The organism is Streptomyces sp. NPDC127119, from assembly GCF_042677425.1.
In the GTDB taxonomy this organism is placed as follows: domain Bacteria; phylum Actinomycetota; class Actinomycetes; order Streptomycetales; family Streptomycetaceae; genus Streptomyces.
Genome location: NZ_JBHXTO010000189.1, coordinates 1 through 15276, shown reverse-complemented (window position 1 = coordinate 15276; position 15276 = coordinate 1). Strand labels below are relative to the sequence as shown.

The window sequence follows — 15276 nt, the reverse complement described above, 5'->3', positions numbered from 1 at the left end:
GGCTGAAAGCATTTCAGCCCGTCCGGCGTTTGAGGACGAGCGCACAGCGCGATCCGGGGGGGGCGAGGGGGCGCAGCCCCCATGCAGTGACGGGAAGGGCAGGGGCGGCGGGGGCGAGAACCCTGGCCAGCTGACGACCCGTCAGCTACCGTCACCCCCACCACCCCACCCGCCGGCGAAGGGGGCCCCATGCCCGTAACGGTCGTACGTTTCAACCTCGTAGAACCCGCCGCCACACCCCCCTCCCTCAGCGACCGCTACAAGGCCGCACTGGAGATGGCCGCCTACGCCGACGACCGCGGCATGACCACCGTCCAGACCGAGGAACACCACGGCGCGGCCAACAACTGGCTGCCCTCCCCGTTCACCTTCGCGGGCGCGGTCTTCGGCGCCACCCGCAAGATCGCGGTCACGGTCTCGGCGATCATCGGCCCGCTGCACGACCCGCTGCGCCTAGCCGAGGACATCGCCGTGCTGGACCTGCTGAGCGGCGGCCGGCTCGTCACGGTCGCGGGCATCGGTTACCGGCCCGAGGAGTACGCGCTCTTCGGCGTGGACTACAAGCGCCGCGGCGTCCTCCAGGACGAACTCCTGGAGACCCTGCTGAAGGCCTGGACCGGCGAGGACTTCGAGTACCGCGGCCGTACCGTACGGGTCACTCCGCGGCCCTTCTCGGACCCGCACCCCCTGCTGCTGGTGGGCGGTTCCTCGAAGGCCGCGGCACGGCGCGCGGCACGGCTCGGTCTGCCGTTCTTCCCCAGCGCGCATCTGCCGGACATCGAGGCGTACTACAAGGAGCGGCTCGTCGAGTACGGGACCGAGGGCTGGACCATGATGCCCGCGGCGGTGACCCCGTTGCTGCACCTCGCCGAGGACCCGGACCGCGCGTGGGCGGAGCACGGCGAGCACTTCCTGCACGAGGCCAGGACCTACGCCTCCTGGCAGTCCTCCGACATCCGCTCGGCGGTGAAGTCGGGGGCCACGACGGTGGAGGAGCTGCGCGCCGAGGGCGTCTACCGGATCGTGACGCCGGAGGAGTGTCTGGCGCTGGGCCTCGACAGCTACGTACTGCATCCGCTGTCGGGTGGGATGTCCGTCGACGAGGGGTGGCGCAGCATGCACCTGTTCTGCGAAAACGTGCTGCCCCGGCTCAAGGCCCTGTAGGCCCGGGAACCGGGGCGGCACGCCCTCCTACGAGTACGGGGAGAAGGACAGCGGGGACTTGGCCCCTCCCCCCGGGTTCATGCGCCGGGGACGGCGGACGAGTGCTAGCCCATCTCCTCCAGCGTCTTGCCCTTCGTCTCCTTGACGAATTTGAGGACGAAGGGGATGGAGAGCGCGGCGAAGACGGTGTAGATGACGTAGGTCGCGGAGAGGTTCCAGTCGGCCAGGGACGGGAAGCTCGCGGTGATGGCCCAGTTGGCGATCCACTGTGCGGCGGCGGCGACGCCGAGGGCCGCGGCGCGGAGCTTGTTGGGGAACATCTCGCCGAGGAAGACCCAGACCACGACACCCCAGGAGAGGGCGAAGAAGAGGACGAAGACGTGGGCGGCGATCAGGGCGACCCAGCCCTGGGTGGCGGGGAGCTTGCCGTCGACGAGGTCGTAGGAGAAGGCCCAGGCCTCCAGGCCGAGTCCGATGACCATGCCGACCGAGCCGATGAGGGCGAGCGGGCGGCGGCCGATGCGGTCGACGAAGATCATGGCGATCACGGTGCCGACGATGTTGATGATCGACGTGGTGAACGAGTAGAGGAACGAGTCCGTCGGGTCGACGCCCACCGACTGCCACAGGGTGGAGGAGTAGTAGAACGCGACGTTGATGCCGACGAACTGCTGGAACACCGACAGCCCGATACCGATCCACACGATCGGCTTGAAGAAGAAGGTGCCGCCCAGCAGGTCCTTGAAGGACGACTTGTGCTCGCTCTTCATGGCGTGCTCGATCTCGGCGACGCGGGCGTCCAGGTCGATGTCGCCCTCGACCTCCCGCAGTACCTCACGGGCCCGCTTGTCGCGGCCCGCGGAGATCAGGAAGCGCGGTGACTCGGGGATCGCGAAGGACAGCAGGCCGTAGATGACGGCCGGGACGACCATCACACCGAGCATGACCTGCCAGGCCTCCAGGCCCATGACCTTGCCGCGCTGGTCGCCGTCGGCGGCGTTGAGGATGCCCCAGTTGACGAGCTGGGAGATGGCGATGCCGATGACGATGGCGGCCTGCTGGAACGAGCCGAGCCGGCCGCGGTAGGCGGCCGGGGAGACCTCGGCGATGTAGGCGGGGCCGATGACCGAGGCCATACCGATGGCGAAGCCGCCGATGACCCGCCAGAACGCCAGGTCCCACAGGGCGAAGGGCAGGGCGGAGCCGACCGCGCTGACGGTGAACAGCACCGCCGAGATCTGCATGCAGCGGATCCGGCCGATGCGGTCCGCGATCCGGCCCGCGGTGGCGGCGCCGATCGCGCAGCCGATCAGGGCGATCGCGATGACCTGGGCCAGGGCCGCGGAACCGACCTCGTACCGGTCACGGATGGCCTCGACGGCACCGTTGATCACGGCACTGTCGTAGCCGAAGAGGAAGCCACCCATCGCGGCCGCCGCCGCGATGAAGATGACATGCCCGAGATGCTCGGGATGAGCCGCTCGGGCTCCGGACTGGGGTGGCTGCGCTGTGCTGGTCACGTGTAACTCCTCGGGCCACCGGCCTCACTGCCGGGGGTGGGGGCGAGCCCTTCCGGACGGTGTCTCAAGTGGCGCACACGTTTACGCCACCCACCACCTGAAGGTAAAAGCAACGAAGCAGAGACTATGCCTTCAAGTTTCGAAGTCAAAAGGGGGTCCCGTGGAGACAGGGCACCGAGAAACCACTCCATGTGACGGATTGGTGTTCAAGACTTGAAGAGACAGGCGCTGCGTAGCTACGGATACCCCGTAAGCGGCGCGGGGAACGCAACAACCGCCGCCGGTCGTGTACGGCTGTTCTCCGGCGCCCGGCACGCCCGGTACCGCCGTTCGGGCGAGAGCCGCGCGGGTGCCGGACGGAGCGCGGGACCGGCCTTGGGCGGACATACCGGCCGGGGCGCGGGTCAGCGCAGTCGCTGGCTGATGACCTTCGACACTCCGTCGCCCTGCATGGAGACGCCGTACAGCGCGTCGGCGACCTCCATCGTCCGCTTCTGGTGCGTGATCACGATCAGCTGGGAGGCCTCCTGCAGCTCCCGCATGATCCCGATCAGCCGCTGCAGGTTGGTGTCGTCGAGCGCCGCCTCGACCTCGTCCATCACGTAGAACGGGCTGGGCCGGGCCTTGAAGATCGCCACGAGCATCGCGACAGCGGTCAGCGACCGCTCACCGCCGGACAGCAGCGAGAGCCGCTTGACCTTCTTGCCGGGCGGCCGGGCCTCGACATCGACGCCCGTGGTGAGCATGTTGTCGGGATCGGTCAGGATCAGCCGTCCGTCGCCGCCCGGGAACAGCCGCCCGAAGACCCCTTCGAACTCCCGCGCCGTGTCCCGGAACGCCTCGCTGAAGACCTGCTCGACCCGCTCGTCGACCTCCTTCACCACCTGGAGAAGGTCGATGCGCGTCTTCTTGAGGTCCTCCAGCTGCTCGCTGAGGAACTTGTGGCGCTCCTCCAGCGCGGCGAACTCCTCCAGCGCGAGCGGATTGACCTTCCCGAGCTGCTGGTACGCCCGCTCGGCCGCCTTGAGCCGCTTCTCCTGCTCGGACCGGTGGAAGGGACGCGGCTGGTTGCGCGGATGCTCCGGGTCGTCCGGCAGTTCCTCGCCCTCGGCGGGCAGGGAGGGCGGGACGGGCTGGGTGGGCCCGAAGTCCGCGACCAGGCCCGCCGGTTCGACGCCCAGCTCCTCCAGCGCCTTCGCCTCCAGCTGCTCGATCCGCAGCCGCTTCTCGGCCCCGAGCACCTCGCCGCGGTGCACCGAGTCCGTGAGCTTGTCCAGCTCGGCCTTGAGATCGCGGCCCTGGTTGCGGGCGACGACGAGATCCTGCTCCCGGCGTGCCTTGGCGCTCTCCGCGGCCGTACGCTCCTCGTCCGCGCGGGCGAGCGAGACCTCGACGTGCGCGAGCAGCTGCCGGGCGCCGGAGGCGACCGCCCCGGCGACCGCGGCCTCGTGCCGCAGCCGCGCCCGGCGCTGCTCCGCGCGGGCCCGCGCCTCGCGTTCGGCGCGCGCGGCCCGGTCGAGCGAGTCGGCCCGCCCGGCGAGCCCCTTGACCCGTTCCTCGTGCGTACGCACCTGGAGCCGGGCCTCCATCTCGGTCTGCCGCGCGTTGGCCCCGTCGGCCGCGAGCCGGTCCCGTACGGAGGTGTCGGGCTCCTCCTCGACCGGCATCTCCTCGGCGACGACGAGCCGTTCGGCCAGTTCCTCCGCCTCCTCCACGGCCCGGTCGAGCGCGTCCTGCGCACGGGTGGCCGCGGCGGTGCTCCGCTCGGCCTCTCCCACGGCACCCCGCGCCTGCCCGGCCAGCCGCCCGAGCTGCTGCGCGACCTGGGACCTCTCCCGCTCCCCGGCGCGCCGCCGCTCGCCCAACTCCTCGACCAGAGAGGACCGTTCCTTGCGCAGCTCGGTGGCGCGCCGCTGGGCCGCGCCCAACTCCTCGCACAGCACACTCAGCTCCTCCAGCTCGGCCGCCGCCTCGTCGACCGACGCCTGCACTTCGAGCAGACTCGGCGCCCCGGCGGAACCGCCCTGCGCGAAGTGCGCCCCGAGCAGATCCCCCTCGGCGGTCACGGCGGTCAGCTCGGGCCGCGCGTAGACCAGGTCCTCGGCGTCCTCCAGGGTCCCCACCACGACGATCCCCCGCAGCAACCGCCGTACGGCAGGCATGAGTTCGGAGGGCGCACGGACGAGATCGGCGGCGTACGGGGGGTTGCCGGGGGGCGTCCGGGGGTGTTCTTGGCCTGTGTCGAGGGAAGCGGCGTGGCCGGCCGGACCGCTCCCCTCCCCCTCCCTGTCCCCGTCCCCGCCATCGGTGGCATCGCCCGTCGCGTACGTGCCGCCGGGAGCCGTCACGGACCGGGGGTCTCCGGCAGCGACGGCCGCCGCCCCCGGGGTGGGCGTCGGGGCGTGCTCCGGGGTGGGCGTCGGTTCCGCGGTGGGTGTCGGCTCCGGTGCGCCCGCCAGCAGCAGCGCCGCCCGGCCCGCGTCCTGTTTGCGGAGCAGGCGGATCGCCTCCGCGGCCGAGGCGGGGGTGGTCACCGCGATCGCGTCCGCCGCCGCACCGAAGGCCGCCGCCAGCGCGACCTCGTGGCCCGGGGCGACCGTGAGCAGTTCGGCGGCGGGGCCGAGCAGGCCCGACAGCCGGTCCTTCGCCGCGAGCAGCGCCCCGGTGCCGTCCTTGCGGCGCAGGCCCAGGGCGAGCGCGTCGCGCCGGGCCTGGGTGGCCGCGCGCCTGCGTTCGGCGGAGGTGGCCGCCTCACGGGCCGCGGTCAGCGCGGACTCGGCGTCGGCGAGGGCTTTCCTGGCCGCCTCGTGCTGTTCGGCGAGTTCCTCGTCGCCCGCGTCCAGCCCGTCGACCTCCGCCTTGAGCTGCTCGTACTCCTCCTGGGCGGCGACCGCGCGGTCCTGCGCCTCGTCGCGGGCGGCGGCGAGCCGGTCGATCTCGGACTGGGCGGAGGCGGCGCGCGAACGGGCCGCGTTGACCTGGCCGCTCAGCCGGGCCAGCCCCTCGCGGCGGTCGGCGATGGCCCGGGCCACGTCCTTCAGCCGCCGTTCCTCCACCGCCAGTTCGCGCTCCAGGTCGGCCCGGTGGGCGACCGTGTCCTCCAGGGCGTGCTCGGCCGCCTCCAGGGCGGCTTCGAGTTCGGCCTCCTGCTCCCGTACCCGCGCGGCCTCGCGCTCCATGTCCTCGGGGTCGCGTCCGCGCCGCTCCTCAGGCGGCTGGGCGGTGGCGCTCTTCACCCGGGCGTCCGCCAGCGAGACCGTGCCCCGCACCCGCTCGGCCAGCTGCGACAGCTCGTACCAGGTCTGCTGGGCGCGCTGCAGCCGCGGGGCGAGCCGCCGCACCTCGTCCTCCAGCGTCGCCTCCCGCTGGAGGGCCCTGCGCAGCTCGGCCTCGGCGGCCTCCTTGCGCTCCTTGAGCGCGGCCTCGTCGGCGACCTCGGCCTGGAGCGCCCCCCGCAGCCGTACGAGGTCGTCGGCGAGCAGCCGCAGCCGGGCGTCCCGGAGGTCGGCCTGGATGACGGCGGCCCGGCGTGCGACGGCGGCCTGCCGGCCGAGCGGCTTCAACTGCCGCCGCAGCTCGTCGGTGAGGTCCTGCACGCGCGCGAGGTTGGCCTGCATGGCGTCCAGCTTCCGCAGCGCCTTCTCCTTGCGCTTGCGGTGCTTGAGGACGCCCGCGGCCTCCTCGATGAAGGCGCGGCGGCCCATCGGATCGGCGTGCAGGACGGAGTCGAGCTGGCCCTGCCCGACGATGACGTGCATCTCGCGGCCGATGCCGGAGTCGGACAACAGCTCCTGGATGTCCAGCAGTCGGCAGGTGTCGCCGTTGATCTGGTACTCGCTGCCGCCGTTGCGGAACATGATCCGCGTGATGGTGACCTCGGCGTACTCGATGGGCAGCGCGCCGTCGGAGTTGTCGATCGTCAGCGAGACCTCGGCGCGGCCCAGCGGGGGGCGCCCGGTGGTGCCGGCGAAGATGACGTCCTCCATCTTGCCGCCGCGCAGCGACTTGGCGCCCTGCTCCCCCATGACCCAGCTGAGGGCGTCCACGACATTGGACTTGCCGGAGCCGTTGGGCCCCACGACGCAGGTGATACCCGGCTCGAACCGCAGCGTGGTGGCCGAGGCGAACGATTTGAACCCGCGCAGGGTCAGAGCCTTGAGGTGCACGCAGCCGGACTTTACCTTCCGGGTCGGTCGAAATGGTCGGTCTCACTCCACGAACGCTCGGTTTCACCCATGAACGTGCAGGGCACACCAGACGTTAAAGAGGGTGAACAGCGAGCGATCAGCGATGGAGTACCGGGGGAAAGAAAGAAGGGACGCCGAAGCGTCCCTTGCAACTCTGTTAGCGGCTGACACAGTCAGCCTGTTCACTGGTGGTGGTGAGGGTGCTCTTCAGCGATCAGGTGAGCGCAGGCTCCGCCTGGGGTACGTCGATGCTTTCGAGAAGCGAGTCGTGAGAAGCGGCAGCCGCGAGCGCGTCGTTCTCGGCCTGGATTCGTCCGAGCTCGGATTCCAGGTCCTGGACGCGCTGCTGGAGCCGTCGCATCTCGGCAATGAGTCGCGGGTCGGAGCCGCCGACGTAACCGAGAAGCGCCTTTGCCATGATGGATGGTCCTCCACACTGAGTGACCGACCGAAGCGGTGTGGGTCGTGAGGGAATCGCACCCGCGATGCTTGGCGATCTTGTGTTCTTGCTGCCGCTCTTACATGCCAAACAGCTAAGGTGCGCGGGGACTTTCAGCGTCTCACCAAAAAGTTTGACGGTCAACACGATCACGCCCCGTATTGGCGGGCAACCCTCGGCGCGCGGCCCGGGAACGGGCGGCGCTGCCTCTGCGCAGGAACCCCTGGGGTGACGAGATCATCCTTGCCGCGGGAGCCTGCCACGAGTGGTGCTTTCTTGGCAACCACCTGGTGCTTTCTCTCCGGAGCAGGCACCCGGCGCACGCCCCGCGCTCGCCTCGGAGGAGGCCGCAACCGTCGTCGCGGAGTGGATCTCACCGGATGGCGAAGCCGTCGTAGCCGCCACGGGGCGTGTCCCAGATCTCAGTGACTCCGTCGACCCTGCCCGGCGTGTCGTCTCCCATGAGCCACTCCAGCAACCCCTGACACCCCTCGCGAGGTCCCTCCGCGACCACCTGGACCCGTCCGTCCTCCAAATTGAGAGCAAAACCACTCAGGCCGCCGATCTCCAGGGCCCTGGCTCGCGTGTACCAGCGGAAACCCACGCCCTGCACGCGCCCGCGTACCCACGCAACCAGCCTCGTATGCTCGCTCATGGCTGCACGCTAACCGGCCAATTGCTCTCGGAGCACTTCCTCCCCTTGCGCCATGGGGTACCGTCCCGACCCAATGAGCCTCACTCGTTCGGGTGAGGAACGTTGACCGCAAGGATGAGGGAAGGCCAAAAGATGGGACGCCACCGACGCTCCGCCGCCGGCCGCGCCGCCACAGGCCGCGCCGCCGGGGGCACAGACACGTACGAGACGTACACGGGCGGCCACGCGACGGACGACGCGAGCCAGTACGCGAGCCTGAGCGACTACCCGAGCCTGGGCGACTACGCCACCGCGGGCGACCACCGCACTGCCGGGGACTACCTGACGGGCGGCCCGTACTCGACCGCCGGCATGTACGACTCGCCCGGCGGCATCCACGAGACGGGCGACCTCTACTCGAAGAGCGACGCCTACCTCTTCACCGACGACGAGCCCGTCGGCCACGGGTCGGGCGACTACACGCCCGACCGGGGTGCCCGGCGAGGGGGCCAGCGCCGCCGCAGGAAGGGCGCGACGCCCGTACGCACCGGTCTGCTCGGCGTCTCGGCCGCCGTCGCGATGGGTGCCGTCGCCGTCGCCTCCGGGGTGATACCGGGCAGCGACTCCTTCTCCATAGGGGGCGGCGCGGACAAGGTGCGCGCCCAGGACACCCCGAGCGACGTGGAGACCCAGGGCGGCACGAACGGGTCCGCGGACGACCGCGTCGACCCGGGCACCAGCCGTGACCTGGAGCGCTCCCCCTCCTCCCCTTCGGTCTCGCCGACGAAGGCTCCGGAGAAGGCCGCGAAGAAGCCTTCCGCGAAGCCGTCGACGAAGGCCCCGGCCACCGAGGAGTCGAAGACGGAGGAGCCCGCCGCGAAGGCTCCGGCGACGAAGGCTCCCGAGACGACCCCGTCGAAGGCCGCGTCCACGCCGTCCACGGCCGAGGCCACCGTCCTCTCGCTGGTCAACGACGAGCGGGCCAAGGCGGGCTGCAGCCCGGTGACCGCGTCCAGTTCCCTGGCCGCGCTGGCCGAGTCCTTCAGCGAGGACATGGCCGCACGCGACTTCTTCGACCACACCGACCCGGACGGGGCCTCCCCCTGGGACCGGGCGGAGAAGCTCGGCATAGCGAACCTGGGCGGCGAGAACATCGCCCGCGGACAGGCCGACGCCGCCGCGGTGATGGAGGCCTGGATGAACAGCCCCGGCCACCGCGCGAACATCCTGAACTGCGACTTCAAGACCCTGGGCGTCGGCGCGCACTTCGCGTCGGGCGGCCCCTGGTGGACGCAGGACTTCGGCTACTAGCCGGGACGTACGGAAGCGGGCACTAACCACTGGTTAGTGCCCGCTTCCGGTTAGTGCTCACCTCCGGTCAGTGCCCACTTCTGGTGAGCGCTGCATCGGAGTACGCTCACGAGGTGGACCTCACCGAGACGCCGGACCTCGCGTACGACGTGTTCTCCAGGGCGTGCCCTTCCCGGGGCACTCTGGAGCACGTCACGGGACGCTGGGGCGCGCTCACGCTGGGGGCGCTGTCCGAGGGCTCGCTCCGCTTCAACGAACTGCGCCGGCGCGTCGACGGCGTGAGCGAGAAGATGCTCTCCCAGACCCTGCACGCGCTGGAGCGCGACGGGCTGGTGCACCGGGACGCACAGCCGACGAACCCGCCGCGGGTGGACTACGAGCTGACGCCGCTGGGACGCGAGATCGCCGAACGGCTGCTGGCCCTCATCCACTTCGTGGAGGGGCGCATGGACGACGTCCTGGAGGCGCGCGAGCGCTACGACACCGCGCGCGGCGGACGCTGACAGCGCGGGCAGAAGTAGCTGGACCTGTTCATCCAGGGCCTGCGCCGCATCGCGGTGCCGCAGCGCCGGCACGGCTCGCCCTCACGTCCGTACGCGTCGAGTGAGCGGTCGAAGTAGCCCGACTCGCCGTTCACGTTGACGTAGAGACTGTCGAAGCTGGTGCCGCCGACGGCGAGCGCCGCGTTCATCACATCCCGTACGTGGCCCAGGAGTTCGGCCGTGCGCGGGCGCGTGAACCCGGTGGTGGGGCGCTCGTAGTGGAGCCGCGCACGCCACAGCGCCTCGTCCGCGTAGATGTTGCCGACGCCGCTGATCAACGACTGGTCGAGCAGGGCGCGTTTGACGGTCGTACGGCGGCGGCGCAGCGCGTCGTGGAACGCGTCGTCGTCGAACAGCGGGTCCAGGGGGTCGCGCGCGATGTGCGCGATGACGTCGGGGAGTCCGTCGGGCGAGGTCTCGTGCAGGGAGAGCCCGCCGAAGGTGCGCTGGTCGACGAAGCGGAGTTCCGTGCCGAGGTCGTCCTCGAACCGGACACGGATGCGCAGGTGCTTCTCGTCCGCCGCGTCCTGCGGCTGGACGAGGAGCTGGCCGCTCATGCCGAGGTGGGCGAGCACGGCGGTCGCGGAGTCCGCGAGCGGCAGCCAGAGGTACTTGCCGCGGCGCTGGACCAGTCCGATGCGGTGCCCTTTGAGGCGGGCCCCGAAGTCCTCGCCGCCTGCGATGTGGCGGCGGACGGCCCGGGGGTGCAGGACCTGGGTGTCCGCGACGGTTCGGCCGCTCACCCAGCGTTCCAGGCCTCGCCGTACGACCTCGACCTCGGGCAGTTCTGGCACGGGCTCCTCCGGAGGGGGGCGGTTCATGTTCGGGTGCGGGTGGGTGGGGCTGGTCGCGCCGTTCCCCGCGCCCCTTAAAAGCGACAAGACTGCGCCGTTCCCCGCGCCCCTGGGGGGGGGTGGGGGCGAAGGTCAAAGACTGCGCCGTTCTCCGCGGCCCCAGAACGTTGCCCGTGTCCCCGGAGGGGAAAAGACTTCGCCCGCCCCCGTTCGTCGGGGGCGGGCGAAGGGGTGGGTCAGGCTGAGGCCGGGTCGGTCGTGGGCGGGGAGGAGGCGTCGGGCGTCTCCTCCGCGACCGCGGCCGTCGGGGTCTCCGGTTCGGCGGTGGCGGCTGCCGCGGCACGCTCGTCCGCGGCGGCGCGGATGGCCCGCCAGGCGGACTCCGCGGCCTGCTGCTCCGCCTCCTTCTTGCTGCGGCCGGTGCCGGTGCCGTACGAGACGCCTCCGACGCGGGCAGCAGCAGTGAAGGTCTTCTCATGATCGGGGCCGGTCTCGGTGACCAGGTACTCGGGAACCCCGAGCCCCTCGGTCGCCGTGAGTTCCTGGAGACTGGTCTTCCAGTCCAGGCCCGCACCCAGATTCGAGGATTTCTCGATCAGGGGATCGAAGAGACGGTGGACGAGTTCGCCCGCCGCACCCAGACCCTGGTCGAGATAGACAGCGCCGATCACCGCTTCAAGGGTGTCGGCGAGGATGGAAGCCTTGTCCCGGCCACCTGTGCCCTCTTCGCCCCGGCCGAGCCGGATGAAGGAGCCGAGGTCGAGCTCACGGCCCACCTCCGCAAGCGCACGCGAGTTGACCACCGCGGCCCGCAACTTGGCCAGCTGGCCTTCGGGCAGGTCGGGGTGGGTGGTGTACAGCGTGTCCGTGACCACGAGGCCGAGTACGGAGTCCCCGAGGAACTCCAGACGCTCGTTGGTCGGCAGACCGCCGTTCTCGTACGCGTACGAACGGTGGGTCAGTGCACGCACCAGAAGGGCGGACTCAAGTTTGTACCCGAGCCGCCCTTCCAGAAGGGTGTGGGACGAGGCTGTGTTCTCCGCCTTTTTCTTGGCGCCGACTTCCGCCTTGGCGTCGTCCGCCTTCTTGGGGCTAGACACAGTGCCTCTCACCAGCCGCTCAGACCTCGAGGACCTGGCGCTTGTTGTAGGTGCCACAAGCAGGGCACGCGATGTGCTGCAGCTTGGGCTCGTGGCAGCGCTCGCACGCAACCAGGTTGGGGACCGCAGCCTTCCACTGCGACCGGCGGTGGCGCGTGTTGCTGCGCGACATCTTCCGCTTCGGAACAGCCACGGCTACTTCTCCTGCTTCTCGTCGACGGGCGCTGATGGAAGCGCGCCGCCGGCCAACTCGTCCTTCTCGCCATCTTCGAGTGAACCGGCGAGTCCTTGCAGTGCCGCCCAACGGATGTCGACGGCGTCATGATGGTGGTCCGGGTCGTCCGCGAGCCGGGCTCCACACTGGGAGCACAGACCCGGGCAGTCGTCCTGGCACACCGGCTGCATCGGCAGTGCGAGCACCACCGCATCACGCAGCACGGGTTCGAGGTCGAACAAGCCGTCCTCGATGAAGAGCGTGTCCTCGTCGTCCTCGGCGTCGTCGGCCGGCTCCGCTTTCACACGGCCCCGGTCGTCGGCGTCAGGGTACGAGAACATCTCCTGGAAATCCGTTTCGAGCTGCTGCTCGACCGGCTCCAGACACCTTACGCACTCCCCCTTGGCCAGTGCATGGGCGGTGCCTGTGACAAGCACCCCTTCCATGACCGACTCAAGACGGAGGTCGAGCTTCACCGGGGCGCCTTCCGGCACTCCGATGACTCCCTGCAGACCGAGGTCCTTGGGAGCGTCGATCTCACGGGTCAGGCGCTGCAGCGCACCGGGACGCCGCCCCAGCTCGTGTGTGTCGAACACAAGAGGGTTGCGGTGGTCGAGGCGGGCGTTCAGAGCCATTCCTGCTTTCGATCTCGAAACTCGGGGTACTGCCCTCGGTGATTCCCGGGCAGCGGTGATCGCGGACGTGCACACGACCGAAGAGCCAGGATACTGGACCTTTCGCTCACGGCCCAATCCGGTGCCCGCGCCCCTCCCGGGGCCCCGCCGGGGCGTGTGGTCAGCGCCCCTGTTCGTACGCCCGCAGCTGCTCCGCGCTGATCATCGTGGTGTCGAAGAGACTGGTCTCGTCGAGCGCGTTCTCCTGCGGCTGGGGCGTCTGGGGAGCCTGGGCGTACGCCTGCTGCTGGCCGCTCTGGTCGTACGCGGTCTGCTGGTCGTAACCCTGCTGCGGGTAGGCGGCGTACGGGTCGGCGCTCTGCTGGTACCCGTACCCGTCGTGCTGCGCGTACTGCTGTTGCTGGTAGCCGTACGGGTCGGCGCTCTGCTGCTGGTAGGCGTACGCGTCCTGCTGTCCGTACTGCTGCTGGTGGGGCAGCTCCGCCGGCGGCTGGGGCTGGTCGGCGGCCCGGGGCCTGGCGGCCTGCTCGGGGATCTCCGCGAGGCCGTCCAGGTACTCGGCGTCGGTGGTGTGCTGCCCGGTCGTCCCGTCCTCGCCGAAGGCGCCCAGGTCGCTCAGGTCGTCGCTGGCGATGCGGCCGTGCAGCTTCTGCCGGCCGCGGCCGACGGCGTCCAGGGTCTTGGCGAGGACGGCCTCGAAGGCGCCGAGCTTGACGTCGACGTACTGGTCGGCGTTGTGGCGCAGGGTCTCCGGGTCGAGGCTGCGCTCGGGGGCGTCCTCGTCCTCGTACCCCTGCTCGTCGGTGCCGGGGCCGGTGCCGAGCAGCTTCTCGCGGCCTCGGCCGACCGAACCGAGGGTCTTGGTGAGGACGACCTCGAAGTTGGCGAGCTTGGAGTCGACGTACTCGTCGGCCTCGGCGCGGACCTCCTCGGCCTCCTTGCGGGCCTCGGCCAGGATCCGGTCTGCCTCGTTCTGCGAGCGGCGGGCGACCTCGGTGTCGGAGATCAGCGAGCCGCGCTCGGCGTGCGCGGACTCGACGATCCGCTCGGCCTCCAGCCGGGCCTGCTCGACCATCTGCTCGCGGCCGCCGATCAACTCCTCGGCCTGGGCGAGAGAGCCGGGCAGCGCCTGGCGTACCTCTTCGAGCAGGGAGAGCAGTTCGGCGCGGTTGACCACGCACGAGGCCGACATGGGCATCGAACGGGCGCTGCCGACCGTCGAGACGATCTCATCGAGCTTCTTCTGCACGTCCACCGTGTGCTCGCCACTCTCTACAGCTGTGATGGAGACGGACGGTTCGACTGTACGACCACTCCCGCCCCGTCCGACAGCGGATGCCGGACTTGCTCAGTCCTTCTTGAGCCGTTCCGTGAGGGCTCCGAGGACCAGCGGCGGGACCAGGTGGGAGACGTCTCCGCCCCAGGTCGCGACCTCCTTGACCAGCGAGGAGGAGAGGAAGCTGTAGGTGGGATTGGTCGGCACGAAGAGGGTCTCGACGCCGGAGAGGCCGTTGTTCATCTGGGCCATCTGCAGCTCGTAGTCGAAGTCGCTGACCGCGCGCAGGCCCTTCACGATGGCCGGGATGTCGCGCTCCTTGCAGAAGTCGACGAGGAGGCCGTGGAAGGACTCCACCTCCACGTTCCCGAACTCCGCCGTGACCTGGCGGATCAGGTCGATGCGCTCCTCGATCTCGAAGAGGCCCTTCTTGGACTGATTGATCATCACCGCGACGTGCACGACGTCGTACAGCTTGGAGGCTCTGGCGATGATGTCGAGATGTCCGTTGGTAATCGGGTCGAACGACCCGGGACAGACGGCACGGCGCACTTCAGATCCCTCGCTCTCCGGTCCGGTCATCGTGCGTCTTCACACGTAGAGGCGGCGCGACCGTACCAAAACGTTCCCTCGCCGTAGCGACGGGAGCGCAGTGCGTCGAAGCCGTCCGGCCATCGGAACTCGCCGCCCCTTGTACTGCGTTCAACGGTGACGAGCGCTTCGCCCGCGAGCCAGCCCCCCGCACGGAGTGTGAGCAGGATCTCGCGAAGATCGTCGTCCGTGACCGCGTACGGCGGATCGAGGAACACGAGGTCGTACGGGGCTTCCGGGACGGCGGTGCGGATGATCTGCTCCGCTTTGCCGGACCTCACCTCGGCGCCCGGCAGGCCCAGCGATGTCACGTTCTCGCGGATCGTGCGGGTGGCTCGGGCGTCGGCCTCCACGAGCAGGGTGTGTCCTGCGCCGCGGCTCAGCGCCTCCAGCCCGATGGCGCCCGAGCCGGCGTACAGGTCGAGGACGCGGTCGCCGTCCAGGGGCCCGCCGAGCAGGGACTGCCAGGTGGAGAAGAGACCCTCGCGGGCGCGGTCGGAAGTGGGCCTTGTGCCGGTGCCGGGCGGGACCGCGAGGCGGCGTCCGCCTGCTGTGCCGGCGATCACGCGGGTCATCGCGGGTCCTTGCTGGAGGGGGTGGTCACGGGGTCAGTCTGGCAGGTGGGGGGTCCTTCGCACGGTGGGCGGGTGCGGGTCCGTCGTGGTTGCTCGCGCAGTTCCCCGCGCCCCTACGAGGCGGGGCTGCGCCCCTGCCCTCGGGCTTGTCCGTCAGCTGCGGGCCCGGTGGGGGCCGGTCGCGCAGTTCCCCGCGCCCCTGAAGAAAGGCGGGGCTGCGCCCCCGCCTTTCTTCTTCCAGCCCGTCCGGCGTTTGAGGACGAGGCCGTTCAGGCCGATGCGGGGGTCCGGGGG

Annotated in this window: 13 protein-coding genes and 1 pseudogene; 3 read left to right on the top strand and 11 right to left on the bottom strand. The window is 70.4% G+C overall.

Annotation, left to right across the window (positions count from 1 at the left end; all coding sequences use genetic code 11):
- The first annotated feature begins 189 nt into the window (after positions 1 to 189).
- A complete protein-coding gene (locus ACFVH5_RS40520) occupies positions 190 to 1164 on the top strand; it encodes an LLM class flavin-dependent oxidoreductase (protein ID WP_385838684.1) in 975 nt (324 codons plus the stop codon).
- Between the two features lie 104 nt (positions 1165 to 1268).
- On the opposite strand, the gene ACFVH5_RS40515 is transcribed toward ACFVH5_RS40520, so the two are convergent.
- The 4 genes from ACFVH5_RS40515 to ACFVH5_RS40500 form a co-directional block, all read right to left on the bottom strand.
- Positions 1269 to 2684, bottom strand: a complete 1416-nt coding sequence (locus ACFVH5_RS40515) for a sugar porter family MFS transporter (protein WP_385838683.1) — start codon at positions 2682 to 2684, stop codon at positions 1269 to 1271.
- 404 nt (positions 2685 to 3088) lie between these two features.
- Positions 3089 to 6850 carry an AAA family ATPase gene (locus tag ACFVH5_RS40510; RefSeq protein ID WP_385838682.1) on the bottom strand — a complete coding sequence of 1254 codons (3762 nt, stop codon included), beginning with the start codon at positions 6848 to 6850 and terminating at the stop codon, positions 3089 to 3091.
- Between the two features lie 235 nt (positions 6851 to 7085).
- A complete protein-coding gene (locus ACFVH5_RS40505; protein WP_107021972.1) occupies positions 7086 to 7289 on the bottom strand; it encodes a hypothetical protein in 204 nt (67 codons plus the stop codon).
- A gap of 394 nt (positions 7290 to 7683) precedes the next feature.
- Positions 7684 to 7965 carry an acylphosphatase gene (locus ACFVH5_RS40500; protein WP_189775439.1) on the bottom strand — a complete coding sequence of 94 codons (282 nt, stop codon included), beginning with the start codon at positions 7963 to 7965 and terminating at the stop codon, positions 7684 to 7686.
- Positions 7966 to 8097: 132 nt separating this feature from the next.
- Here ACFVH5_RS40500 and ACFVH5_RS40495 point away from each other — a divergent pair, with 132 nt between their 5' ends.
- Positions 8098 to 9255: a CAP domain-containing protein gene (locus ACFVH5_RS40495; protein WP_385838681.1), complete on the top strand. Its 1158-nt coding sequence runs from the start codon at positions 8098 to 8100 to the stop codon at positions 9253 to 9255.
- Positions 9256 to 9368: 113 nt separating this feature from the next.
- On the top strand, positions 9369 to 9758 hold the full coding sequence (locus tag ACFVH5_RS40490; RefSeq protein WP_384816102.1) for a winged helix-turn-helix transcriptional regulator: 390 nt from the start codon (positions 9369 to 9371) through the stop codon (positions 9756 to 9758).
- Here ACFVH5_RS40490 and mutM read toward each other — a convergent pair.
- From mutM to rsmD, 7 genes and pseudogenes are all read right to left on the bottom strand, one after another.
- Positions 9731 to 10591 (bottom strand): bifunctional DNA-formamidopyrimidine glycosylase/DNA-(apurinic or apyrimidinic site) lyase, encoded by an 861-nt coding sequence (gene mutM, locus ACFVH5_RS40485; RefSeq protein ID WP_385838680.1) that lies wholly within the window; start codon positions 10589 to 10591, stop codon positions 9731 to 9733. The genes ACFVH5_RS40490 and mutM overlap by 28 nt on opposite strands.
- A 236-nt stretch (positions 10592 to 10827) precedes the next feature.
- Positions 10828 to 11703, bottom strand: a complete 876-nt coding sequence (rnc, locus tag ACFVH5_RS40480; protein ID WP_385838679.1) for a ribonuclease III — start codon at positions 11701 to 11703, stop codon at positions 10828 to 10830.
- 7 nt (positions 11704 to 11710) lie between these two features.
- Positions 11711 to 11884, bottom strand: coding sequence for a 50S ribosomal protein L32 (gene rpmF / locus ACFVH5_RS40475; RefSeq protein WP_033321093.1), 174 nt, complete (start codon positions 11882 to 11884; stop codon positions 11711 to 11713).
- A 2-nt stretch (positions 11885 to 11886) separates the two neighbouring features.
- Positions 11887 to 12540: a YceD family protein gene (locus tag ACFVH5_RS40470; RefSeq protein ID WP_384816091.1), complete on the bottom strand. Its 654-nt coding sequence runs from the start codon at positions 12538 to 12540 to the stop codon at positions 11887 to 11889.
- A 160-nt stretch (positions 12541 to 12700) separates the two neighbouring features.
- Positions 12701 to 13795, bottom strand: a complete 1095-nt coding sequence (locus ACFVH5_RS40465) for a cell division initiation protein (protein ID WP_385838678.1) — start codon at positions 13793 to 13795, stop codon at positions 12701 to 12703.
- A 93-nt stretch (positions 13796 to 13888) separates the two neighbouring features.
- Positions 13889 to 14368, bottom strand: coding sequence for a pantetheine-phosphate adenylyltransferase (gene coaD / locus ACFVH5_RS40460; RefSeq protein WP_189775483.1), 480 nt, complete (start codon positions 14366 to 14368; stop codon positions 13889 to 13891).
- A gap of 26 nt (positions 14369 to 14394) precedes the next feature.
- A pseudogene (rsmD, locus tag ACFVH5_RS40455) lies at positions 14395 to 14991 on the bottom strand (16S rRNA (guanine(966)-N(2))-methyltransferase RsmD); the annotation flags it as partial.
- Positions 14992 to 15276: the final 285 nt, after the last annotated feature.